Raw genomic sequence first — 23,218 nt, forward strand, 5'->3', positions numbered from 1 at the left:
GGGAGCCGAGGCTTCCGCGTTTGTTGTTTCAGTCGTCGTCACAGATAGATCAGTTCAGCACACCCTTTTTAGGATCTGGCGGGAACGCAGCATTGGCTTCCTCACCGCGCAGAAGCTTCAGCGCTTCGTTGAGCTGAACGTCATCCTTAGTCTCAAGCGGAACATAAGCTGCCGAACCCGATCCCTGATCGTCTTCAGCATTGCCCTTGATGTGGCCCTTGAGCTCGGACTCACCGCGAACAACATCCTCACCGCGCAGTTCTGGCGGCAATGGCTGTTCAACCTTGATGTCCGGCGTGATGCCCTTGCCCTGGATCGACTTGCCCGACGGCGTATAATAGAGCGCTGTCGTCAGACGCAGCGAGCCATTTTCACCAAGCGGGATGATCGTCTGAACGGAACCCTTGCCGAAAGACTGCGTGCCCAGCACGGTCGCACGACGATGATCCTGCAATGCACCGGCAACGATTTCCGAAGCACTGGCCGAGCCGCCATTGATCAGCACGATCACTGGCTTGCCATCAACAAGATCACCCTTGCGCGCGTCAAAGCGGGTTACATCCTGCGGATCACGTCCACGGGTCGAAACAATTTCACCCTTATCGAGGAACGTGTCTGAAACAGCCACGGCCTGATCAAGCAGTCCACCTGGATTGAGGCGAAGGTCGAGCACATAGCCTTTGAGCTTGTCGCCCGGCAGCTTCTCCTGAATGTCCTTGATCGCCTTCTTGAGATCTTCCGAAGTCTGCTCGGTGAAGGAAATCACGCGCAGATAGCCAACATCATTCTCAATCCGCGAGCGAACCGCCTTGACCTTGATCACAGCGCGATCGATCTTGAGCGTGATAGGCTTATCAGCACCCTGACGAATAAGTGTGAGCTCAATCGGCGAACCGATTTCACCGCGCATCTTTTCAACGGCGTCGCTGAGGCTCAGTCCACGGACTTCCTGTCCGTCGATCTTGCTGATCAGATCGCCCGCGAGAACACCGGCCTTGGAGGCAGGCGTATCATCAATCGGCGCGATGACCTTCACAAGATCATTGTCCATTGTCACTTCGATACCAAGACCACCGAACTCACCTTTGGTCTGCACGCGCATATCCTGCGCGGCTTCCGGGTTGAGATAGGACGAATGCGGATCCAGCGACGTCAACATACCGTTGATCGCGCTTTCGGTCAGCTTCTTGTCATCGGGCGGCGTCACGTATTGCTGACGCACACGCTCGAAAATATCACCGAAGAGTGCAAGGTCCTTATAGACATCGCTGTCTTTCCCCGCTGCCGCAAAGGCAGTGGAAGCAGGCGCGCCCTGAACCATCACCATGGCTGACGCCCCCATAAGGGCTCCGGCGAACAGCAGCGACAGTTTACGTATCATTTTGTGTCCTTCCAGAAAGCCGTTCAGTCCACCACGGGGCCGGATCAACGGGTTTTCCATCCTTTCGAAACTCAATGTAAAGCAATGGCGCGCCATTGCCCACCTCTATCGGTGCAACACTTGCGAGAAGTTTTTCACCCATTGCGCCGACAGGTTCACCCGCCAACACAAACTGACCTTGCGCCACATCGATTCGACCCATGCCAGCCATCACGATATGATATCCGCCGCCAGCGTCCAGGATCAAGAGCTGCCCATAAGATCTGAATGTACCTGCATAAAGCACAACGCCATCGGAAGGTGACGTAATCGTGGCAGCGGGCAAGGTTTCGACCACCTGCCCCATCATGTTGCCGCCAACACCATCCTTTTCAGCAAAGTGTCGGATTGTCTTGCCCGCAGCAGGCAATCCCAACTTTCCCTGCAATGATGCAAAGTCGATCTGAGCATGCAAGCGGTTCTCGCCAGGCGTTGCTTCTCCGGCCTTTTCTTGCGCTTTTGCAAGACGTTCGGCTTCCGCCTTGCGCGCAGCATCAGCCGCATCCCGGACCCCTGCCATCTGCTCATCGAGCCCGTCGATCAGTTCCTTGATGCTACCCGCCTTGGCCGCAAGTTCTTCCGAACGCTTGCGCTGTGTCTCTATTTCCTGCTCGGATTGTGCCTGCAACTTCTTCTTTTCTTCAAGAAGAAGTGATTGACGCTTCTGCTCTTCGGCCTGCGCAGTGCGTGTTTCCTTGAGCTTGTCCTGCTCTTGAGTAATCGAGGCCGTGACACGCTGCATATCCTGGAGATCGCTTGTGAGTTCTTCCACCTGCTCGCGCATTTCAGGCACAACCGCGCCAAGCAGCACCGCACTGCGTACCGATGCCAGGGCATCGTCGGGCCGTACAAGAATGGCAGGCGGCGGGTTCAAACCCATCCGCTGCAGGGCTGCCAGCACTTCAGCCAGAATGCTGCGCCGCGCACGCAAGGAATTGCGAATGCCGTCTTCCTGCTCGCGCAAGGAAACCAGCTTGTCGGCACTATCAGCAATATCCTGCTGCAATTTCTTGTCAGTCTTTGCAGATTGGATAAGTGCTGCCGTAATCGTTGCCTGGTCTTTCTTAAGGTTGGCTACCTCGTCTTCGAGCTGCTTCAGCTTGTCGCTTGATACCGAGAGTTCGGTGCTGAGCTGCTCATATTCACTTGCTGCCTTGTCGCGCTGCTGCTGGATTCCTTCCTGCGCAAAAGCCAGCGTTGCGCCCGACATAAGCGCAGTCGCAACAAGGCCAGCCCGCATCAAGGCAGACAGCAAAGACTTTTTTGGAAGGCGAAAAGGACTCATGGCGCGCTATATCAGGAACAAACAAGGCAAAAACTAGCCGCATACTGTTAACGAACCATCAACCATAACCCGGCAGAGCCGATTATAGCCGTCATGACGCGAGCTGTTCCATCAATTCGATACGATTCCCGAATGGATCAGAGATATAGCATCTTGCATAACCAATCAGCGGTTCATCGTCGACAACAGAGACACCGGCGACGGTCAGCGTTTCGATCAACTTTGCCAGCTCCTTAACAATGAAGGCCGGATGCGCTTTGCGGGCGGGAACAAATTCGGGATCGATACCGAGGTGAATTTTCAACGAACCTCGCTCAAACCAGCAACCACCTCTTACCGCCAGATTTGATGGCTTCGGCTCTTCAGGAATTCCCAGAAGTCCTTCGTAAAAAGCACGAGCTTTTTCTTCTTCGCCCTTTGGCATCGCCAGCTGTATATGATCGAGCCGAGTGATATGCATCCGTGCTTGTCCAACCATTGTTCGTGGCAGTATTAGGCAAGAAGATTACTCAAAGGGCAAGGTCAGGGTATTTGCTCGCATATTCCTGCATTTCACGGCGATAGCGCCAGACGGCTCGTGCGCGACTTTTCCAAAGATCGCGGCGCGGTCTTTTCCACGGTTTTTCGGGGCCATGGAAATGCACGATAATATCCGGAACCGTCTTGCTTTCCTCGGCGTCTCCACCAAGTCGGACAATATGTCTGCGTTGTCGGGACGCATCGCGCCATGAAGAATTGTAAGCCGGATTGATAAGATGCACACGACCACGAAACACATTATTGAGGTGGTCCTGATCACCTAGCGGGAATGCGGAAGCTCGAACGAGATCGTGCATTGCTTGATGTAGTTCTGGCTCGGCGCGGATCGCATCTGTATCAAGCAGCAAGACACCGGCGTTAAAATAGCGCGATATATCGGTCTGCTCCAACAGTCTCTGTAACTCGCTTACGCGAACCAGACATTTATCGCGCACTTTAAGACCGCGCGCCGACCACTTCGCCACGACGCAATCACGTACTGCACCAATCGGACAACCATTGAGATTGAGCGAGAAAAGCGGTGCAACATCACCGACGACCTGAGTATCGCCGTCGATATAAAGAACGCGACCAGAAATTCGAGCTGGAATATGCAGACGCCCCATCGTTGCAGCTGAAATATGTGCGGTCGGCCCCTTGGCGCCATCCAGATCATCGGCCGACAAAGCGAGGCAATTAAGTGTAACAGCCGGATTTGTCATCGCAACACGCCTGACCGCGTCCCAGTCCTGGTCGCTAAGGCCGTCACCCCAGAAATGAATGATACCCGGTAGGGTCAAGTGACGGAGCACGCCCCACATAGCCACAAGAGTGGGTTTGAGAAAGCCGCTATCCGTCACGAAAGCGATCTGTGGCAACGTCTCGGTAAGTGAGTTATGTGACATGGTTTTCTGCAGGTGATGCAAGAGGCAGTTATAAAATCGGCCAAAAAACAGGACCGATTTCGCCACCTATTTGAAAAACATGAAAGAACTAGGACCTATGATACGGATGGCCTGCAAGAATTGTTGCAGCACGATATAATTGCTCAGCTATCAATATACGCGCGATCTGATGCGGCCATGTGAGCTCGCCTAGCGCCAGAACCAGATCTGCGCGCGATCGTAACGAAGGATCGTGCCCATCCGGGCCGCCAATGGCAACAATCAGCTGGCGCTTGCCATCATCACGCATGCGGCCAATGCGTTCAGCAAAAGATTCTGAGCCGAGCGCTTTGCCGCGCTCGTCGAGCAGGATAAGGGCTGCCCCGTTATCAAGTGCTTCATTGATGCGCTGTGCTTCTTCGGCCTTACGCAGATCAGCTGTTTGTCCGCGGCTTTCGGGTATTTCATTCACACCCGCAAATTCGAGCCCTAATGGCGGTCCCGCCTTGGAAAAGCGGTCGAAATAACGCTCGACCAACTCCCGCTCGGGGCCGGCTTTCATCCGGCCCACGGCCATCACACTCACACGCATAGTGCCCTCATACGACTTGATCAGTGCACCGTTCCCGATGCGCGCTGATCTTCGGCATCGTCGTTGATCCAGATTTTTTCCAGATTATAGAAATCACGGATTTCCGGACGGAAAATATGGACGACAATATCGCCTGTATCGATGAGAACCCAATCACCGCCCTCGAGCCCTTCGACCCGGACATTCTTGCAGCCCATTTGACTGAGCGCCTGCAAAAGATGGTCAGCGACAGCCGTCACGTGACGATGCGAACGACCAGAAGCGACGATCATATAATCGCCGATCGAAGATCTTCCGCGAATGTCGATGGGGATAATGGATTCTGCTTTGGAGTTTTCGAGACTGGCCAAAGCCGCGTCGAAGGTCTGGGACACGAAAGCTGTTTCGTTCATCCCGACCGGTGAAGGCGCGTGGTGAGCCTTCTTCTCAATTGCTGTTCTCAGTGTAGTTCCTTTCCGACAAGAACAACGCCGTACGGCAGTCATAAGCACCGCACATACCTAAGATAGGCAGAGTCCCTGTATTCTTTCAAGAGTCTTGGCTTCTTTTGAAGCGCATCTTAGACGTAAAGTGGCTTTACACTTTTCGGATGCGCTCAAGACATCCTTCACTTGTTCGATTTTTGTTTACGCAGCGCACTTGAAGAAAGCGAAGAACGCGGCCCGTGAATAAACGTCCAGGCCGGTGGATTACGCCGTGCAAGGATCGGCGCGTAATGTTCATCTAGCCGGCTATCGGAAAATGTTTGCGCCATCCGTGACGACAGATAAGCCAAAGTCGAACCCGGCCGGTCGATCACTGCGATCGGGAAGTTCTGCACAATCTCCCGCCAGCGCTGCCAGCGATGGAAAGAAGCCAGATTGTCTGCACCCATAACCCAGACGAAATGCACACCGGGATTGGCCTTGCGGATCAGCGCCAGAGTGTCGGCTGTGTAGCGCACATTGAAGGCTGCTTCCAGCGCCGTCACCTTGATGCGCGGATCGCTTGCGACATGCTCACTGAGCTCTAAGCGTTCAGCAAGCGGCGCAAGTTCCCGCTTATCCTTCAGTGGATTGCCGGGCGTCACCATCCACCAGAGCTGATCGAGCTTCAGCCGCCGGATGGCGATTTCAGCGACCAGCGCATGACCACCATGTGGTGGATTGAACGAGCCGCCAAACAGGCCGACCGTCATGCCCTTTTCGACATGCGGCATGCGCAAATATTGTGCATCAACGTCCGGATAACTCGCCTTTAATGCGGAAAGCCCAAAGCCGAACCGCATTAGCACATGATCCCGAAAAGGGGGTACCGGTTTTCGGATAAGATCATGTCGAGCCTAACCTCTAACCTGTCCGTTTCCACGAACACGATATTTGAAGGAGGTCAGTTGTTCGACGCCAACCGGACCACGCGCATGCATCTTGCCAGTCGCGATACCGATTTCCGCACCCATGCCGAACTCGCCGCCATCAGCAAACTGCGTCGAAGCATTGTGCAAAAGAATGGCCGAGTCGATCTCGTTGAAGAAGCGTGCAACGACATCCGCATCCCTAGCCACAACAGCTTCGGTGTGGTGCGAGGAATAACGGTTGATATGCTCAATCGCGCCAGAAACACCATCGACCAGCGCCACCGAAATGATTGCATCGAGATATTCGGTAGACCAGTCTTCTTGCGCGGCAGGCGTCGCGGCTTCATAAAGTGCGACGACTTCACCGCTGCCCCGAATTTCGCAGCCCTTCGAAGCCAGATCTTCAAGAACCGGCACCAGATGCGTTTGAGCCACCGCGCGATCCACAAGCAAGGTTTCGGTCGCACCGCAAATACCGGTGCGGCGCATCTTGGCATTCACAGCAATCGCACGCGCCATGTCGAGTTCAGCGGACTTATCGATATAGAGATGACAGATGCCTTCAAGATGCGCGAAAACCGGCACGCGCGCTTCCGATTGCACCCGCGCAACGAGGCTTTTACCGCCCCGTGGCACGATCACGTCAATCGCGCCATTGAGACCTTTGAGCATTTCGCCAACCGCCGCGCGGTCTGTAACCGGCACAATCTGGATTGCATCGGCAGGCAACTGAGCTGCCTCCAGTCCCGCAACCAGAGCCTTGTGAATGGCAGCCGATGAGTGAACAGAATCTGAACCGCCACGCAGGATCACCGCATTCCCAGCCTTAAGACATAGCGCGCCAGCATCTGCGGTCACGTTGGGGCGGCTTTCATAGATCACGCCAATCACACCTAACGGCGTGCGAACACGCTCGATATGGAGGCCATTCGGACGATCCCACTCGGCAATCACTTCACCGACTGGATCATTCAATTCAGCAATAGCGCGAATGCCGTCAGCAATCGCCTGAATACGACTGTCATCCAGTGTCAGCCGATCAACAAACGAAGCTGCCATCCCGCTTTCCGCAGCATTGGCAAGATCGAGCTTGTTGGCTTCAAGAATAGCGTCTTTGCTTGCAAGGATGCTATCTGCAGCAGCAAGCAGGGCTTTGTTTTTCTGTTGAGGCGAAGCGATGGAAAGGGGAGCCGCTGCCTGTCTGGCTTTACGACCAACTTCTGCCATGATGGCTGCGATGTCAGTTCCGGCATCCACTTTGTTCAACATCCTCTTCCCCTTACGCTTCTTCCGTCTCGGTAGTGGTCACACCTCGTACCACCAGATCATTACGGTGGATCATCGCAGCGCGCGCATCATAACCAAGAATGGCACTAATCTCATCGCTTTTATGCCCAGCAATTTTGCGCGCATCGTCAGCATCGTAAGCAATCAGTCCACGCGCGATTTCGCGGCGCTCTTCATTCAGCACTCCAACCGTATCACCGCGCTCGAACTGACCTTCAATCTCTTTCACACCCGCAGGCAGTAGCGATCTTCCAGACTTCAGCGCCTTAGCCGCACCGGCATCGACCAATAATTTTCCAGCAGGTTCCAGATTGCCGGAAATCCAGGTCTTCCAAGCATTAACCGGCGCACGCGACGGCTCAAACAAGGTTGCGCGTTCTCCACGATCAATGGCTGAAAGTGGCGCCATACGCGTGCCGGAGGTGATAATCATCGCGGTGCCTGCAGCATTGGCAATCTTGCCAGCATCAAGCTTGGTCTTCATGCCACCGCGCGAAAGTTCGGATGCAGCCGCACCCGCCATAGCCTCAATCTGGGGAGTAATCGTTGTAACGAGCGGCAGAAATTGCGCGTTCGGGTCCTTGTGCGGAGGTGCCGTATAAAGCCCGTCAATGTCCGAAAGAAGGATCAGCAGATCAGCACCCATCATAGTGGCTACACGCGCTGCCAGACGGTCATTGTCGCCATAACGAATTTCGGTTGTCGCGACCGTATCGTTTTCATTGATGATCGGAACCGCGCCAAGTTTCAAAAGCGTTTCAATGGTCGCGCGCGCATTGAGGTAGCGGCGGCGCTCCTCGGTGTCTGAAAGTGTCACCAGAATCTGGCCAGACTTGATGCCGTGGCTGCCGAGCACGTCGGCATAAGCCTTGGCGAGCGCGATCTGACCAGCGGCAGCTGCCGCCTGGCTTTCCTCAAGCTTTAACGACTTTTTCGGCAGCCCAAGAACTGTGCGGCCAAGTGCAATGGCCCCTGAAGAAACTACCAGAACTTCCACCCCGGCACGCGCCAGATTGGCAATGTCCTGACCCAATGTCTCAAGCCAGCTCTGCTTGAGACCAGTTGATCGGTCCACCAGCAGAGCGGAACCGATTTTTATGACGATGCGGCGATAGTCTTTGAGTTGTTTCAGCATGCATTCATTTCCTCGCCGCACCGAAAGCGCATACCCAAAAGGGTGAAGTTGTTTTCGGACAAGATGCGCTTAAGATAATAATTATCCTCAGTCTTCGGCTTCAGCCGTACCCGCCTCTGCAGCCCGGCTCTTATCAATAACACTTGCAAGCTGACGCAGCGTATCGTTCAGACCTTCATGACTGACCGCAGAAAGTAGCAACGGATCGCGCCCGCAGGCCTTTTTCAGTGCCTTGATCTTGATCTTGCGTGCATCCGGATCAAGCGTATCAATTTGCGATAGCGCTACAATTTCCGTCTTTTCAGCAAGACCGTGCTCGTAAGCTTCGAGCTCGCCACGAATAACGGTGTAAGCCTTTGCCACATCCTCTTCCTGCGCCGATACCAGATGCAACAGCACACGCGTGCGCTCGACATGGCCAAGGAATCGGTCACCAAGGCCCACACCTTCGCTTGCGCCTTCAATAAGCCCAGGAATATCGGCAATCACAAACTCACGACCATCAACACGCGAAACACCAAGATTAGGATGCAGCGTGGTAAAAGGATAATCGGCAATCTTTGGCTTGGCCGCTGTCACACTTGCGAGGAATGTGGATTTGCCCGCATTCGGCAATCCGACCAGACCGGCATCGGCAATCAGCTTCAGGCGCAGCCAGATCGTGCGCTCGATACCGTCAAGGCCCGGATTGGCGCGGCGCGGCGCACGGTTTGTTGACGTTGTAAAATGCAGATTGCCAAAGCCACCATTACCACCCTTGGCGAGACGATAACGCTGACCGAGTTGAGTAATGTCACAAATCAGCGTTTCATTATCTTCTTCAAAAATCTGCGTACCAACAGGCACTCTAAGCACGACATCGTCGCCCTTGCCACCCGTCATGTTGCGGCCCATGCCATGCATGCCGGTCTTGGCCTTGAAATGCTGCTGGTAGCGATAATCGATCAGCGTATTGAGACCGTCTACCGCCTCGACCCACACATCACCGCCACGACCGCCATCACCGCCGTCAGGACCACCGAATTCAAGAAATTTCTCGCGCCGAAACGAAACAGCGCCTGCACCGCCCGCGCCGGAGCGAATGTAAATCTTGGCCTGATCGAGAAATTTCATTGAACTTACCTCTTGTGACGCATCCGAAACTTGTATCGTAGCGCGTCTTAAACTTGGGACCGCACGCAATCTCGTGCAATCCGATTTGCAATTACAGCAAAACCCTTGTCCTGCAAACAGCTAGTGCTCCGATTCCGACATTTGCATCACTTCGCTGCAGGTAACGAACAAATGTCAAATTCAATCCACTCGACGACACTGGTTTTCAGCCTAAATTCTGTTTCCACGCAGGATCGCTGAAATCGATATGGAGCAGTTCCTGATCCAGATACTGCCCCTGCACGAAAAGCGACTTTGGCTCAACGCCATAGGATTTGAAACCAAGCTCATAATAGATGCGCTTCGCAGGCTCATTGGTCGCCACGACTTTCGCATCCAGTATCACGACGTGCTGCGCCGCCTGTTCGATAATCCGTTCAACAAGCGCCTTACCAAGAGCTAATCCACGTGCTTCCGGCGCAACATAGACACTTACCAGAGTGCCGCGATGCCGCTCCGACTTGCGCTCGTGCCGATAAAGCCCGGCAATGCCCATCAAGTTCTCGCCATCAAAGGCACCGAAAATAACATTGCCATTCACTTGTTCCAGACGACGTGCAAACACGCTGTCGGAATAGGCGTTTTCTTCATCAAAACTCGATCCGAATGCCTGCGGCGCAAGCTGTAGCGCCGAAAGTCGGATTGCCCGAAACCTGTGCAGATCGCCTTTGTCGAGTGCACGTAACGTCAGCCGGTCGCGGCTTAACGCGTGAATATCAATCATTTCATTCCCCGATCATTATCGGCCCTGTAACTGAAGCCACAGGGCCATTTTTTATAATTATGACTGCCAGCTTCTCAGGCCGATCCAAGTCCGACGGTCAAGAACGTAACGTTCGACAGGAACGTTACCAACGGCCAGCGAATCCGACATACCCATTCCGCTGAACTGGAAGCCGCACTTATGGATCACCCGTCTTGAACCGTCATTGCTGACACGGCACGAAACATGCAGCCGTTCTATAGGCGTTGCCCGGAAAGCCAGATCAATCAACACGTGCGCGGCTTCGGTGGCAAAACCATGCCCCCAATAGGGCTCACCGAGCCAATATCCGATCTCCAGCCCTTCGCCGTGTTTATGCGCATGGATGCCACAACAGCCCATAAATATGCCAGTTTCAGCTTGGGTAATTGCGTAAATGCAATTGCCCATCTCGCCTTTTCGCACGCGCTCGACAAAGTCGACTGCATTTTCGCGGGTGTACGGATGAGGCATACGGGCGAGCATAGCGGAGACGCGGGTGTTATCGGCAAGATAGGAAATTGCATCCACGTCTTCAGTGTGCGGCGGGCGGAGCACCAGCCGTTCGGTAACAAGGACGGGGCAATCTAACTGATCTGCTAATCCGGGCGAGAGATCAGCATAGCTGTCCTCCCGCTCACTACAGCTCTCGTAATAATCTTCTTCTAAAACTTCGACGACCATTGTTCTGTCCTCCAGATGAAAAAAAGGGAAGATGGTTGTCCCATCTTCCCTTCGATCTTCTGGCAGGTCGCCATATGTACCGGGTCCATGGGACGCCGGTACTTTATAGAGGTCCGGCTTACTCTGCTGCTTCCGCGATCGGATTGACCGACACGTAGGTGCGGCCGTTGGCTTTCGCGCGGAAAGACACCGAACCTTGGGTAAGCGCAAACAAGGTGTGATCCTTGCCGATGCCTACATTGGCGCCCGGATGCCACTTGGTGCCGCGCTGACGCACGATAATGTTGCCAGCGAGCACAGCTTCGCCACCAAACTTCTTCACGCCAAGGCGCTTCGACTCTGAATCGCGACCGTTACGCGACGAACCACCAGCTTTTTTGTGTGCCATTGGATTTCTCCTTTAATCTCTTCTACTTACTCAGCCGACTCAGCCTTGGCTGCAGCCTTCTTAGGCGCTGCCTTCTTTGGCTTTGCGGCTTCGCCTTCAGCGGCGTCTGCCTTCGGAGCCGCCTTCTTGGCTTCTGCCTTCTTGGAAGGCTTCGCACCATCGGTGAGGATCTCCGAGATACGGATAGTCGTCAGTTCCTGACGATGACCGCGGGTACGCTTGGAGTTCTGACGACGACGCTTCTTGAACGCGATCACCTTGCGAGCGCGGCCCTGTTCAACGACTTCTGCCGTTACCAGAGCGCCTTCAACAACTGGCGCGCCAATGGTCGAACCAACCATCAGAACTTCTGCAAATTCTACAATGTCGCCAGCTTCGCCAGCAACCTTTTCAACCTTGATCAGGTCGTTTGCGGCAACGCGGTACTGCTTGCCACCAGTCTTAATGACTGCGAACATTTGTTTTCCTTTCGGGTCGTTCGGTCCAGCTCTCATACCCAGCAACGCAAGCGCCTTGGGCACGGGCCGTCTTTTTATCAGTCGATTGATTTTGGAAGCTTCTCAGCCTCCTGATCAGAGCCCGGAAAACCGGAAATCTCCAATCAAAACAATAAGCGCGGACTACCCCACACATAAAGTCAGGTGCTTATAGATATGAGGTAGCGGAAAAGTCAAGAATTTTCGTCCCGGAATGCAAATTAGGTCTTGTCTAATTGTGTTTGGCCCGTTATTGAGCCGCTACACACTTAGCATTCGCTTTAGATGCTTACCGACGGCGCGATTTTCATAGATCGTTTTACCGTGGTGCACAATGCGGAGAGGTGGCTGAGTGGTCGAAAGTACCGCACTCGAAATGCGGCGTGGGGGTAACTCCACCGTGGGTTCGAATCCCACCCTCTCCGCCATTTTATCGATTATATCAAACAGTTACGATTAATTCAGCTTGCTCGTGTGGCTATATCTGTGCTGTTCGGCATTTGCTTCTAATCAAGGGCCACGCTCGAGGCACGTTTAAGCTTTAATAAGCGCAGTATCAAACGTGATAGGTTTTTGAGCGCAAAATCATAAATGCCTTAAGAAAGCCTCAGCGAAATTTAGCTGTGTCCGCTTTCCACCAGACTCCAGAGATCTGGCCTGTAACACACAGCCCACGCGGCTTAAAAATCGACAATCGTCGCTCGTGACAAAAATCAAAAGCTTGTCGTAAATCAGCTTTGGGGGCGGCACACTCATGCATTCGCTCCACCTGAGAATAATGTCACCATTTGGATATGATTTGTGAGCTTAGATGCAAGATGTTTCACTTTATTAGTCCGCGTTTAAATTGCAGTCAGAACGCCTTGCTCCACGTCTCCGCTATCCAGCACGAGCTAAAGTGGTATGTTTAAATAGCCTATGTGATAAAGAGATCCTTAGTGTATTTCCGAGCATTGCATTAGTTTTTACATGCAGTAATGTCATTTTAAATTTCAAACAAAACAACTGTGACAGAGAATGCTGATTCAACCGAATATTTTAAAATCTTCCTTTAGATCACAGCCTGTGAAAGTATTTTTATGTGGTCCCGGATACATGTCTGGATCCATAGCTCTTAGAGAAAAAGTTAAAAGCATATTGCTTCATATACCTAATGTAAGTGTTGTTTACGGTGAAGAAATAGAAAAAGATTATCAATTTAAGAAAAGAAAAACAGACTTACAAACTCTCGAAATTTCATTCGCAAAATCTGTTGACTTCACGTTATTATTGCTTGAATCTCCTGGATCAATGGCAGAGATAGGGACATTTACTCAAATACCGTCTATTACCCAAAGATTAATTGTGATGGTTCAAGAACAATTTTATAAAGCCGAAAGTTATATCTCAAGAGGCCCTCTAAGCTTACTGGCAAGAAATCATCCAAGTTCAATTATTTATTATAATTCGAGTAATACAGAAATCGTAAAACAAAGTGTTTTATATAACTTAACATTTTATAAATATGTTCGATTTCATGCTGGATTTAAATATAGATACCTATTAACAAATCCGAATAATGAAGATTATATCCAACTGATAAAGACGCATCGAAACGCCTATAATCAATCTATAACTCTAGCATCTCTGATTAGTCTGGAGTCCCCAACTTTTCCAGATTTGGTGTTACGTTCTGGTTTAAGCCCTAAAGAAGTAAACCAAGCATTAAGCGGCCTTTTTAGTAACAACCATATTAAAAAAATATCTAACGGTGTATATCAATCAATAAACGGCTACTCAGATAATCTTCTAAGTTCGTTCAGCACTTCGGCATTAAGTCAATCACGAGCCAAGTTAATTGCAACCGCTTGACACGAACTTACCTTATTAATAAACATATCATACTTCCTAGCACTTCCTCTTAAATGAGGAGACGCAGCGTAGCGTTGCGGGCACGTGAAGCACGTAGAAACCTGTCTTCTAAGATAATTTCGAAGAAATCTCTCTTCAAAATCATCTTAGAATTCATCGAATTAGGTTAGAAGTAGGAAGTCTATGACTGCGGTGCAAAGCTCCGATCTTGTTAGCTTAGCTAGTTTTTTGGGCTTTGCACCCCAGCACATATACTACCTCGTTGAGAATGCAGATAGTTTATACACTACTATCGAAATTCCAAAAAACAGCGATAAAAACCAAAAAAGAACGATAAGTATTCCTTTCAATGACCTTAAAGGAATACAGAGGACTATCAATAAAAAAATACTTAAAGAATTTCCTGTAAGTTTATATACACATTCTTATGTCTCAGGAAGGTCAATAATTACAGCGACAAACGAGCTATGTGGTGGTAAGTCCGTTTTAAAAATGGATATAAAAGATTTTTTTCCATCAATTACAATTCGTCGTGTTATTGGATTATTTGAAAGCCTTGGCTTTAATAAAAAATGCTCATATATACTGGGAAAATTATGCACTAAAGACGGAATACTTGCTCAGGGCTCGCCAAGCAGCCCCGCAATTTCGAACTTAATACTTTATAAGTTGGATGAAAAGCTTGTAAAATTTTCTAATAGCTGGGAAATAGGCTATGTTAGATACTCTGATGACCTATTTTTTCATCATAACAAGAATTTCAATCATCCAAAATTCTCGAAGATAGTTGAAGAGATAGTTTCTCATTCTGATTTCACCATTAATAAATTAAAAACAGCATATCACCCATGCAATAAACCTAGAATTACACTAGGATTATTAACACATGGTGATAGACCTAAAATCCCAGGTAAGTCGAGAAAAGAACATCGTGCTATGTTCTATAAGGCCTCAACTAATTTACATTGGGCACAAGAAAAAAAAGATACACTAAAAGGTATTATAGAGTGGCACCGAATAGTTAATGGTAAAGATGAAACTTATCTTTCTTACATGAAAATTTATCGAAATATAGATCTAATTAAAATGCACCTTGAATATAGAAGTGAATAGATATCTAACAAATAAACAATCTGATACCAAGATTAATTTAATTGAATGAATAATCAATACTTAGAGGAATTTAATTTTCGGTTGATTATAAATTTTCCTTGGCTCCCCATCCGGGGCGTCCTACGCGTAATCTTCAATATCTCTTGGAGATCACATGGCAACGATCCGAAAACTCAGACGACGCTGGCAAGCACAGGTGCGCAGACGTGGTATGAAACCACGCTGCAAATCTTTCGACAGTAAGACTGAAGCTGAGAAGTGGGCGCGCGAGTTGGAAAGTCAGGTCGACAAGTTTGGCGCTGCACCAGATACACGCATTCTCGAAAGCACAACACTCGGCGCACTGATGAAGCGATACGCCGAAGAAGTATCGCCAGCCAAGCGAGGTGCTACTCAAGAGATACAACGCCTCGGAGTGCTTCAGCGTCATGATCTCGCTTACCGGACGCTGGTCGGGCTGTCACAGCAAGACATCGCATCATTCCGGGATGAACGTCTGAAGACTGTGAAGCCAGCCACCGCCGTTCGTGAGCTTGCTATTCTCAGCCACGTTCTTGATGTCGCCATGCGTGACTGGGGCTACCCCCTCGCCCAAAACGTCGTGAAGATGATCCGGCGACCGACCATTAACAATGCGCGTTCACGCCGCCTCAGCGCGCCAGAGGAACAGTGCTTATTAGCCGCCTGTGACGACGGTAGAGTCGAATGCTTCCGTGCGCTGGTCATTGTTGCCATTGAGACCGGGATGCGCCGTGGTGAGCTTCTGGGACTCAAATGGAGCGACATCTCGCACAATCGTCGGGTAATCTCACTGGCAATGACCAAGAACGGAACCAGCCGTGAGGTTCCACTATCGAAACGAGCTTATGAAACGCTGATGACATTGAAGCAGAGCGACAGCGTAGATCAATCCATTCCGTTCGGTATGACGACCTCAGCATTTGACCAAACGTGGAAGCGCGTGATCAAGCGCTCCGGTATTAAGGACCTAAAGTTTCACGACCTACGCCATGAAGCCGTCAGTCGGTTCTTCGAGCTTGGTTTGAACATTATGGAAGTCAGCACGATCTCCGGTCACAAGGAGCTGTCGATGCTGAAGCGCTACACTCACTTGAATGCTGATAACTTGGTTAGCCGCCTCGGTTAAATCAACCTTTAATTGATTTACAATGTTTACATTCAACCAATACATCACCTGCATATGTAAACATAGCGCTTCAAAAGCGACTGAAAACAGCCCAAAATGACAACCATTACGACTATAACATTGATCAAAATTCGCGTTTTAGGTGCGCTATGTTGACAAATGTTGACAAAAGTTTACGTTTTTTTGCTGATTTCGGCGTTTTTGGAAATTTGTCAACATTGGTATCTGCCTTAACTAACTACCTCGAGGGCCGAAGCCATGTGCAAAACGCTATCTATAGCTGGGTAGATTGATCTACGATTACGCGCTGAACGTCGACGTAAAACCTCGTCTCTTAAAACCCTTACGGTGCAGCGCCGAAAATATATTCGGCGACTTTCTCGAAGAGACCAGAAATCGTCCCAAGACGTTCAATACCGACACCTTTCGAGCGTGTCGCCTCCACACCTCATTGACGACGAGCGGACGATTATCGGAATTGCCGGATAGATCTGGACGATTGCAAGAGACGCGCTGTGAAGATCCTTCCTCTGCACTGGTAAAATGCATCCTCCTCATTGGGTGACCAATCTGCTGACCATCAGTTGATGAGCAGCATGTATGATGCCGGTCATCGAAGTCTTAGAAGAATGCAACTGTGCTTATGGGGATGGCTTCCGTCTTCGGGATGGAAGTTGGGTCGGATCCTCCCATTTCAGAAAATCGCCATAGAGAGTCACTGGCGCGCTTAGACGACTCTATAGCACAATGTGGCAGAAAGCAGCACGGAACGCGCTGGTGACGATCCTCGAGTCAAAAATATCCATACTCTGACAATCGTATGCAGCCCGTTTCGTTTGTCGCTACATAGTAAGTAGCTAATCAGGATTTAGCACCAAACTCACGCCCCTTTAGATTTTTCTGACAAACTGAAGCGTTCCGTTTTGGAGAGCGCTATAAATACAAGTAGCAGCGCTGCAAACCCATCGAAACTCAAAACGGCCAGATCACTCTGTTCGAAGGAATAACCATGTCAAAAATTGACCATCTTGAAATTGCGAAGCGCAACGACACAATTGAATCACTGCGTTTGGTGATGCCAAGCGTATTGGAAGCCGAGCGGGAGGCCGCACACTCAAAGTGGTATGCCTATCGGTTCATGACCCCTCTCGAGGCGACAAAGCATTTCATCGAGCTTTATCGCATCGGGTTCAAACGGTATCTCTATCGTGGGAACGATCGTGATTTAGCAGATCTGGCGAAAGGTTTGAGCACTCGCATTCTCGGCCATCCAAGCAGTTCACTGACGGAAGTATGGAACGCTAGGCAGCGCGCCGATATTCTGGGCTTACCGTATGAAATGTTGATTGAGTTTGGGTTTTGGTTTGCAAGTAATCGTAAATGGAAAAATGCACCCCGCCCTGCTCAGCTTTTTGGATCCAAGAACTCTGAATTTGCTTGGCCTATCAAGCTTGAATATTGGCTGAATGAACGCCTTCCCACTGCTGTTAATCGCTTAGGCGATATTGCTCAGTATCATATCGAACACTACCGTGGATTCCCCATTCAAGATGAGTTTCGTTCCTACCTTTTGGAATCGCTGAACGAGAGTGTTGGCAACTGGGCACTGAAACTCGAGCGCCAGTGTTTAGCGACCCGGCACTTGCCGTTCCGTCTTGCTATGAAAGCTGTTCCAAAAGGAGGACGCAGGAGTGTAGTGAACAAACTTCGTTCAGAGATGTCGAGTTATGTCAGCCATGAAACTATTATTCCGTTGGAGGAGCTGGATCTTGCACCAGCATGCTTTGGCATTCCCGGCGCTCACTCTCCTGCTGCGAAAGATTGCATCGAGTGCCCTTTGCTCAATCGGTGTGCCGCGGCGACAAAATTCGTTGCTGAACATATGGTTCAGAAGCACGGCAGTCTCTCACCGTTGTCTACCACGCGCATTAATAATCGCCGGGAAAAAACAAACGCAAGGGTGGCCAAGCTTCGCGCTAACCGGGAGCTTAAAAAAGTGAGTTCTGAAGAAGCTGCTTAACCGGATGTTCTTGTCTGTAACGCTCAACCTAATAGCTCATATATCTATATATAAGTAAGATATTCGGTTGAGCGTTACAAAAAAGCCGAAAACCCTCCGGTTACAGACAGAATTTCATCGCTATTAGGAAGAAACATCACACCACCTCCGGTGGTGTGAACGATAATACTTACTTTGGAGAAGACCATGAAATATGAAGAATTAGACCTCCGCCGGTTTTTCCGTAACCGGTTTGAATCCTTCGTCGACCACAATGATGCCTCCGGTGCATACGTTAACGACGGTGTGCCTTTGACTTTGCTTGAAGTCTGTAAGCTGCTTGAAAACGACACAGAGCCGTTCCCGCTGAATTATGATAAGGACTTTCGGAAAGTCTGCGGCCATGAGTTTCTTATCTGGCTTCGTCAGCCACGGACGTATGGTGATGTCGCTCGGCTGCTCACATATCGCGTAAATGCCCTGAATAATGGAGTTATGCGCCCTAATGGACTTTGGGTATCAGCATTGCTTCAGGGCAACGAAATCCCGCAATCAAATAAGTTTCTTTCACCCCATCATATCACTGGATCGGTCACCAACTAATGAAGTCAGCCTCATCTTACTTTTAAGCGTCCTCGGATGAATTGAATATTGTTTGGCAAGATCCTCGAGGCTGATGCCATCATCAACGAATGCGCTGGTCGCTTCAGCTACCTGCTCCGGTGACATAGCTGGCTTACGACCTATCCGGCTGCCCCTTGCTCGGGCAGCCGCCATACCAGCACGCGTGCGCTCGCTCACCAACGACCGCTCAAATTCGGCCATAGCTGCAAGAAGATGGAAAAGCAGTCGCCCACCAGACGTGCCGGTATCAATGCTTTCGCTCAATGAGCGGAACTGAACTCCACGCTCCTCGAGCTCCCTGACCAGTTTAATCAAATTGAATAGCGATCTTCCCAATCGATCCAGCCACCAGACGGTCAATGTATCGCCAGTGCGCAGTCGTTTAAGTAACTTCGAAAGCCCAGGTCGGGAAAACTCGGACCCAGATATGCCCTCGTCAGTCAGCACGTCGTGGCAACCGACCGCACGAAGTGCAGATAGCTGCAAATCGAAATTCTGTTCAACTGTGCTTACGCGAGCATATCCAAAGTTTCGCATCGTGCGCCGAGCCTTACTATTCCGGGATCTTGCAGCGAATATACCCGGTAAGGGATTGATTTAAAGGAACCTTTTCATGCAGAACGGGTTTTCTGTTGACCATGGAAAGCCGCCTGAAGGATATCAGTAGCTTACGATGGCGACGAGTTTGCGAGATCTTTCATGTCAGAAAGGTTCCCTTTCATGCAGCGCAAACATCATGATTGTCTCGCATATGAAGCTCGTTTCGTCGGTCATCACAACATTCGCCGCAAGCTTATTAGGCATTAGTGCATCAATGGCTGCTCAGGCTGACGTCCATCTCTTTCTTGACGCGCCGACGGCGAAAACTTCAATAGATGCACTGAGGGGCAGCTTTCAAAGCGAGCTTGTCGATAAAGATCTAACCGAACGGTTTGTAACAGAACGCCCTCGTCTGACACTCTCATGCAACGACAAACAAACTCAGGTTCTTAGTCTTTATATACCCGGCGACCTAAACCCTTGGCCGACTTTCAAAGGCAGCCTGTCAACCGAAGGTGAAGTCAAAACCGTAAATGGATTTTCGCCCTACAAAGGTTATCTCTTAGCGGCATCGCTTGGGTCAGGGCTTGATATCACGATGGGCGTCGGAGACAGGGCCGCAGGCATCGGTCGTGCATGGTATGAAGGTATGCCAATCACTTTGGCCATTCCATCAGGAAGTGATCTGCCTGATATTAACATCAGCCTCTTTGGCGCAGATCTGACAAGGCACTTCACAACTGAGCTTGCATCAGCGATCAAGGTCTGTGAAATTTTCTCCAATCTTTGAGTTCCAGCTTTTAGATTGGCAGACAATATATGTGGCTTGTGGCCTCGCTGTCAGTGCTTACTTACAGGGTGTGCTTAGGTGCAAGTCAGCTTTACGGCGCTGTTTACATTGCACCCTGACGCGTCGTTCATTGACAATGACACAGACCTAAACACTGTATATTGATCAGTATTAGTTTCCATACACCAAGTGCTACACAAGAATTTCGCGGACGATCTCATTCATCTCTCGCCCCTCATGCGTTGAGTTAAGTAGCACTCTGACATGGCGCCGAGTTGCTGCAAAATGCAGCCCAAAATTAATTTCAAAGTCAGCAGCAATTGTCTCTGCTACTGCGCCCAGTTGGGACAATCGAATATGATCAATGTTGTTGGGATCGAATAAGGGAATCGATACTTCCCAGACATGCTTCGCAATATCGCGCTCATCTTTCCCATAAGTCATGAATGGTCGCACGAGTTGCGTTGTAACTGGCGCGTTTAATATGGCGCAAAGAAAATCAGCTTCGTCATGCGAATGCACCGCAGCCCAATATAGCCCACTTCCCAAAACCGCCCTTGAGTTTGAAATCTTAGCAGCCACTATATGCATTCCCGAACGATTGTATACGACTCGTAGAGGAGGGCTCGGAAGCTGTTTGGAGAGCTTTGACTGATAATCGATCTGTCCAAACAAGGAGAGGTTATGATTCGTGCGGTTACTTTCCCACAGATCTTGCGCTTTTGACCACCATTGCTGAAGACCTGGATGGAGATCTATCTTGTGCTGGTCGAGAATACCAGTAATGCCGCCGGGAATGACTACCGAGAAAGGCTCGCCGATGCGGAAAGGATAAAGATTATCGCCCGTAAAGAATGGACGCACAAATTCAGTCTCAACTACACCGGTTAGGCTAGGTAAGTTCTTCCAAGGTTTTTTTTCTTGCACACTTCGCGACGATTTCACTGCAACCTTTCCTGCCGGAATACCCAAAGCGGAAGCATCTACTTTTTCAACCATAAAAGCTAAACGAGGTAGCAAATTTGCTCCCTGCGTAAAAAGATCAGCATAAGGCGACTTTGAAAGTTGTCCAATAGTCTGAACTTTACCGTTAGTTCTTTGAAAACGGGATTGAGCGTCATCCCATGACATGTTTGGACTAGGTAATCGCCCAGTCCAGATTTCCGCATCGTCAGGCATCTTCTTGCCCGCCCACGTGCTTTCGGATTCTGTGGTAACTCGTGCGTGATCTTCTCTTATCCCGAACACGACGCATGCTGCGCGCGGGAAAAAATGTGGGCGAACCTTGCGGAGGTCCCAGGATGGTTCGAAAGCGATGGCAACATCACCTACTTTGCCTCCATAATAACCAGTCCGAAAGCCAGCATAATGCTCTCTATCGACAGCTGCATTAGGAAGAATCAATCCAAATTTTCCTCCTTTTCTCAGGTATAACTCACATGCTCTGACTGCAAAAAGTCCTGACAAGTCTTGATGCGTAGAAAGCTCACCGCCCGCCCACAATCCTCGACTCTCACTCATTTTCTTGAATGTTATCTGCATATCAGCGGTCATTTTTCGATAAGCCAGCCATGGTGGATTACCGACAAGAACATCGACGCGGTTTTTTAATCGCGAGAGCCATAATGGGCGAGCGAGATTTCGAACATAATAGCCCCAGATATGATCCCGGCCTTCATCGTGAAGGCGGCACATCGTTCCAAAAGTGTTTTCAACAGTTGCATGATATTTCGACGGAATTGATAAACGTTGTAGCACTGCTCGCAAAGACGGGATTGCGGAGCCCTGCTTTCTATTTGAAGCGCGATTAGCCATTTCATTGATCAAATCGTCAAAACGAGATGCATCGTCAAGTAGCGCGTCAGGAAACGTCAGTTCATTCCCAAAAAGGTCGCGTTTGTCATCCACACGGATAATTAAATTTCCTGCTGACCATAAATCAATATTTTGTTCTTGCCATTGTAAAGAGTCTCCAAGATAAACAGGTATATGGATGGATCGACGATCGGGGTGGACAAGACGTTCACGACCAATTGCCAATAAATATGTAACACGAGCCAGAGTTACCGCTACCGGATGCAAATCCATACCGATGACGTTTTGCGTCACTCCTTCGATTATTTCTCCAACATTTTTTCCAAGGCTTTCAGCAGCAGAAATGTATTGCTTAATTGCGTGAAAAAGAAATGTGCCGGACCCACAAGCAGCATCGAGAACCCGCTCATTTAGTGGATCAGTTATAGTTTTTTGAACTATAATATCCGCGAGCCAGTCTGGAGTGTAGTATTCACCCAGCCGTTGACGAGTTTCGGTGCCAATGACACTTTCGTATAAAATTTTAAGAACGTCCTGCTCTACGGCACTCCAGTCAAAGCGCGATAAGCGCTTAGCAAGTGTCTTTACAAAAACCTCGCCATCCTCAACTTCGACTACCCAGTCGAAAAAGTCGGGTTCAACGACTCCATGAATTCCACTCTCATCAAACTTCTCACCTGCTAGTAAGGCCGCAGGATTGAGAGATTGAATGGATAAGCCAAGAACGGCATGAGCAATGATTTCAGCGGTATTTACTAACAGCGTATGTTCGATAAAGAGAGCATCAGTATCTTCGAACTGAGTGCCAAGGGCGGAAGTGAGCAAACGTGACCACAGGGTCCGCTTCATTTTCACAGTCGGATTATCTTTGTTTCGTAAATAGAGAGCAGCAAGACTGGCTCGATCAAGTGCATACGAACTACTTCCAGCACCCAGCCTTGCCTCGATATTTTCTGCAGAAGGGGCTATGTCACTAGCTGTTGCGAGAACACCCTCCAGCCAGACAACCAGACGCTCAAAATCAGTAGCGTTTGCATCTACCGAAATTGATGAAACCTCGCGCAGCTGTGAATCCACTAGATCGTAGCAGATCCAATCGGTGCCGTCTGTTAGCACACCTACATAGCGCATACCGGACTGCATCATACGAAGCTGAACGTATCCCGTAAGCTGCTCTATCGCATCTGCTTTAATCTTACCTTTCCGCAAGTCGCGTTTAACTTCGATAACAGTTGAGCCGACCTCGACATCAATCCTCCGGCGATCACCCAGTTGAGATTCCAGCGACACAATTGATACATCGCTCTCATCTAGATCGAAAGGCGCAGACAAAATGAACTGGCGCACATCTGCTTGGATCTCCGATTCCGTGCGCTTATCATTTCGCTGTGCTAGTCTAAAAAACAGGTCTAACAATTGCTACATCTCGCTCCGGTGAT

Annotated in this window: 22 protein-coding genes and 1 tRNA gene; 7 read left to right on the plus strand and 16 right to left on the minus strand. The window is 49.9% G+C overall.

The features are described 5' to 3' along the window. Positions 1-49 precede the first annotated feature (49 nt). The 14 genes from OIV19_RS21065 to rplU form a co-directional block, all read right to left on the minus strand. On the minus strand, positions 50-1,381 hold the full coding sequence (locus OIV19_RS21065; protein ID WP_095447429.1) for a S41 family peptidase: 1,332 nt from the start codon (positions 1,379-1,381) through the stop codon (positions 50-52). After that, a complete protein-coding gene (locus tag OIV19_RS21070; protein WP_404901610.1) occupies positions 1,371-2,630 on the minus strand; it encodes a murein hydrolase activator EnvC family protein in 1,260 nt (419 codons plus the stop codon). Before OIV19_RS21070 ends, OIV19_RS21065 begins: the two co-directional genes overlap by 11 nt. 166 nt (positions 2,631-2,796) lie before the next feature. Continuing rightward, positions 2,797-3,165 carry a VOC family protein gene (locus OIV19_RS21075; protein ID WP_264233642.1) on the minus strand — a complete coding sequence of 123 codons (369 nt, stop codon included), beginning with the start codon at positions 3,163-3,165 and terminating at the stop codon, positions 2,797-2,799. A 49-nt stretch (positions 3,166-3,214) separates the two neighbouring features. Then, positions 3,215-4,129, minus strand: a complete 915-nt coding sequence (locus OIV19_RS21080) for a glycosyltransferase (protein ID WP_264233644.1) — start codon at positions 4,127-4,129, stop codon at positions 3,215-3,217. 88 nt (positions 4,130-4,217) lie between these two features. Further along, positions 4,218-4,700, minus strand: a complete 483-nt coding sequence (rlmH, locus tag OIV19_RS21085) for a 23S rRNA (pseudouridine(1915)-N(3))-methyltransferase RlmH (RefSeq protein ID WP_191793427.1) — start codon at positions 4,698-4,700, stop codon at positions 4,218-4,220. Between the two features lie 20 nt (positions 4,701-4,720). Further along, the gene (gene rsfS / locus OIV19_RS21090; RefSeq protein ID WP_095447433.1) at positions 4,721-5,092 is read right to left on the minus strand and encodes a ribosome silencing factor; all 372 of its coding nucleotides are present in this window, start codon (positions 5,090-5,092) and stop codon (positions 4,721-4,723) included. Between the two features lie 215 nt (positions 5,093-5,307). Beyond that, positions 5,308-5,967, minus strand: a complete 660-nt coding sequence (locus tag OIV19_RS21095; RefSeq protein ID WP_264233646.1) for a nicotinate-nucleotide adenylyltransferase — start codon at positions 5,965-5,967, stop codon at positions 5,308-5,310. A gap of 54 nt (positions 5,968-6,021) precedes the next feature. Continuing rightward, the gene (locus OIV19_RS21100; protein ID WP_264233648.1) at positions 6,022-7,305 is read right to left on the minus strand and encodes a glutamate-5-semialdehyde dehydrogenase; all 1,284 of its coding nucleotides are present in this window, start codon (positions 7,303-7,305) and stop codon (positions 6,022-6,024) included. Between the two features lie 10 nt (positions 7,306-7,315). Continuing rightward, complete coding sequence (proB, locus tag OIV19_RS21105) at positions 7,316-8,458, minus strand: glutamate 5-kinase (RefSeq protein WP_264233650.1); 1,143 nt, start codon at positions 8,456-8,458, stop codon at positions 7,316-7,318. An 87-nt stretch (positions 8,459-8,545) separates the two neighbouring features. Next, positions 8,546-9,571 carry a GTPase ObgE gene (gene obgE, locus OIV19_RS21110; RefSeq protein WP_095447437.1) on the minus strand — a complete coding sequence of 342 codons (1,026 nt, stop codon included), beginning with the start codon at positions 9,569-9,571 and terminating at the stop codon, positions 8,546-8,548. 205 nt (positions 9,572-9,776) lie between these two features. After that, positions 9,777-10,334: a GNAT family N-acetyltransferase gene (locus tag OIV19_RS21115; protein ID WP_264233652.1), complete on the minus strand. Its 558-nt coding sequence runs from the start codon at positions 10,332-10,334 to the stop codon at positions 9,777-9,779. 57 nt (positions 10,335-10,391) lie between these two features. After that, positions 10,392-11,036 carry a GNAT family N-acetyltransferase gene (locus tag OIV19_RS21120; protein ID WP_095447439.1) on the minus strand — a complete coding sequence of 215 codons (645 nt, stop codon included), beginning with the start codon at positions 11,034-11,036 and terminating at the stop codon, positions 10,392-10,394. A 118-nt stretch (positions 11,037-11,154) separates the two neighbouring features. Then, positions 11,155-11,424 (minus strand): 50S ribosomal protein L27, encoded by a 270-nt coding sequence (rpmA, locus tag OIV19_RS21125; RefSeq protein ID WP_094578302.1) that lies wholly within the window; start codon positions 11,422-11,424, stop codon positions 11,155-11,157. A gap of 26 nt (positions 11,425-11,450) precedes the next feature. Further along, the gene (gene rplU / locus OIV19_RS21130) at positions 11,451-11,882 is read right to left on the minus strand and encodes a 50S ribosomal protein L21 (protein ID WP_095447440.1); all 432 of its coding nucleotides are present in this window, start codon (positions 11,880-11,882) and stop codon (positions 11,451-11,453) included. Positions 11,883-12,238: 356 nt separating this feature from the next. Between rplU and OIV19_RS21135 the strand changes: the two genes are divergently transcribed. The 6 genes from OIV19_RS21135 to OIV19_RS21160 all read left to right on the plus strand — a co-directional run bounded on the left by OIV19_RS21135 (position 12,239) and on the right by OIV19_RS21160 (position 18,613). Then, a tRNA-Ser gene (locus OIV19_RS21135) sits at positions 12,239-12,328 on the plus strand. Positions 12,329-12,917: 589 nt separating this feature from the next. Further along, entirely contained in the window at positions 12,918-13,751 is an 834-nt protein-coding gene (locus OIV19_RS21140; protein WP_264233655.1) for a retron St85 family effector protein, read from the plus strand. 183 nt (positions 13,752-13,934) lie between these two features. Next, on the plus strand, positions 13,935-14,864 hold the full coding sequence (locus OIV19_RS21145) for a reverse transcriptase domain-containing protein (protein WP_264233657.1): 930 nt from the start codon (positions 13,935-13,937) through the stop codon (positions 14,862-14,864). A 154-nt stretch (positions 14,865-15,018) separates the two neighbouring features. Continuing rightward, positions 15,019-16,011 carry a site-specific integrase gene (locus OIV19_RS21150; RefSeq protein ID WP_264233659.1) on the plus strand — a complete coding sequence of 331 codons (993 nt, stop codon included), beginning with the start codon at positions 15,019-15,021 and terminating at the stop codon, positions 16,009-16,011. 1,009 nt (positions 16,012-17,020) lie between these two features. Further along, positions 17,021-18,031, plus strand: coding sequence for a hypothetical protein (locus OIV19_RS21155; RefSeq protein ID WP_264233661.1), 1,011 nt, complete (start codon positions 17,021-17,023; stop codon positions 18,029-18,031). 186 nt (positions 18,032-18,217) lie between these two features. Continuing rightward, positions 18,218-18,613 (plus strand): hypothetical protein, encoded by a 396-nt coding sequence (locus tag OIV19_RS21160; protein ID WP_264233663.1) that lies wholly within the window; start codon positions 18,218-18,220, stop codon positions 18,611-18,613. On the opposite strand, the gene OIV19_RS21165 is transcribed toward OIV19_RS21160, so the two are convergent. Continuing rightward, positions 18,578-19,171: a recombinase family protein gene (locus OIV19_RS21165; protein WP_264233665.1), complete on the minus strand. Its 594-nt coding sequence runs from the start codon at positions 19,169-19,171 to the stop codon at positions 18,578-18,580. The genes OIV19_RS21160 and OIV19_RS21165 overlap by 36 nt on opposite strands. Positions 19,172-19,370: 199 nt before the next feature. Between OIV19_RS21165 and OIV19_RS21170 the strand changes: the two genes are divergently transcribed. Beyond that, positions 19,371-19,964, plus strand: coding sequence for a hypothetical protein (locus tag OIV19_RS21170; protein ID WP_264233667.1), 594 nt, complete (start codon positions 19,371-19,373; stop codon positions 19,962-19,964). A 192-nt stretch (positions 19,965-20,156) separates the two neighbouring features. Here the strand turns inward: OIV19_RS21170 and OIV19_RS21175 are convergent, their stop codons facing one another. Beyond that, positions 20,157-23,126: an N-6 DNA methylase gene (locus tag OIV19_RS21175; protein WP_264233669.1), complete on the minus strand. Its 2,970-nt coding sequence runs from the start codon at positions 23,124-23,126 to the stop codon at positions 20,157-20,159. Positions 23,127-23,218: the final 92 nt, after the last annotated feature.

The organism is Brucella sp. HL-2 (assembly GCF_025846885.2).
GTDB lineage: Bacteria > Pseudomonadota > Alphaproteobacteria > Rhizobiales > Rhizobiaceae > Brucella > Brucella quorumnocens.

Coding starts and splice junctions, on each gene's coding strand:
- OIV19_RS21120 (WP_095447439.1), bottom strand. CDS start 11,036: ATGGTCGTCGAAGTTTTAGAAGAAGATTATTACGAGAGCTGTAGTGAG.
- OIV19_RS21165 (WP_264233665.1), bottom strand. CDS start 19,171: ATGCGAAACTTTGGATATGCTCGCGTAAGCACAGTTGAACAGAATTTC.
- OIV19_RS21080 (WP_264233644.1), bottom strand. CDS start 4,129: ATGTCACATAACTCACTTACCGAGACGTTGCCACAGATCGCTTTCGTG.
- OIV19_RS21075 (WP_264233642.1), bottom strand. CDS start 3,165: ATGCATATCACTCGGCTCGATCATATACAGCTGGCGATGCCAAAGGGC.
- OIV19_RS21150 (WP_264233659.1), top strand. CDS start 15,019: ATGGCAACGATCCGAAAACTCAGACGACGCTGGCAAGCACAGGTGCGC.
- rpmA (WP_094578302.1), bottom strand. CDS start 11,424: ATGGCACACAAAAAAGCTGGTGGTTCGTCGCGTAACGGTCGCGATTCA.
- proB (WP_264233650.1), bottom strand. CDS start 8,458: ATGCTGAAACAACTCAAAGACTATCGCCGCATCGTCATAAAAATCGGT.
- OIV19_RS21155 (WP_264233661.1), top strand. CDS start 17,021: ATGTCAAAAATTGACCATCTTGAAATTGCGAAGCGCAACGACACAATT.
- OIV19_RS21115 (WP_264233652.1), bottom strand. CDS start 10,334: ATGATTGATATTCACGCGTTAAGCCGCGACCGGCTGACGTTACGTGCA.
- obgE (WP_095447437.1), bottom strand. CDS start 9,571: ATGAAATTTCTCGATCAGGCCAAGATTTACATTCGCTCCGGCGCGGGC.
- rplU (WP_095447440.1), bottom strand. CDS start 11,882: ATGTTCGCAGTCATTAAGACTGGTGGCAAGCAGTACCGCGTTGCCGCA.
- OIV19_RS21070 (WP_404901610.1), bottom strand. CDS start 2,630: ATGTCGGGCGCAACGCTGGCTTTTGCGCAGGAAGGAATCCAGCAGCAG.
- OIV19_RS21065 (WP_095447429.1), bottom strand. CDS start 1,381: ATGATACGTAAACTGTCGCTGCTGTTCGCCGGAGCCCTTATGGGGGCG.
- OIV19_RS21160 (WP_264233663.1), top strand. CDS start 18,218: ATGAAATATGAAGAATTAGACCTCCGCCGGTTTTTCCGTAACCGGTTT.
- rlmH (WP_191793427.1), bottom strand. CDS start 4,700: ATGCGTGTGAGTGTGATGGCCGTGGGCCGGATGAAAGCCGGCCCCGAG.
- OIV19_RS21170 (WP_264233667.1), top strand. CDS start 19,371: ATGATTGTCTCGCATATGAAGCTCGTTTCGTCGGTCATCACAACATTC.
- rsfS (WP_095447433.1), bottom strand. CDS start 5,092: ATGAACGAAACAGCTTTCGTGTCCCAGACCTTCGACGCGGCTTTGGCC.
- OIV19_RS21095 (WP_264233646.1), bottom strand. CDS start 5,967: ATGCGGTTCGGCTTTGGGCTTTCCGCATTAAAGGCGAGTTATCCGGAC.
- OIV19_RS21100 (WP_264233648.1), bottom strand. CDS start 7,305: ATGTTGAACAAAGTGGATGCCGGAACTGACATCGCAGCCATCATGGCA.
- OIV19_RS21145 (WP_264233657.1), top strand. CDS start 13,935: ATGACTGCGGTGCAAAGCTCCGATCTTGTTAGCTTAGCTAGTTTTTTG.
- OIV19_RS21140 (WP_264233655.1), top strand. CDS start 12,918: ATGCTGATTCAACCGAATATTTTAAAATCTTCCTTTAGATCACAGCCT.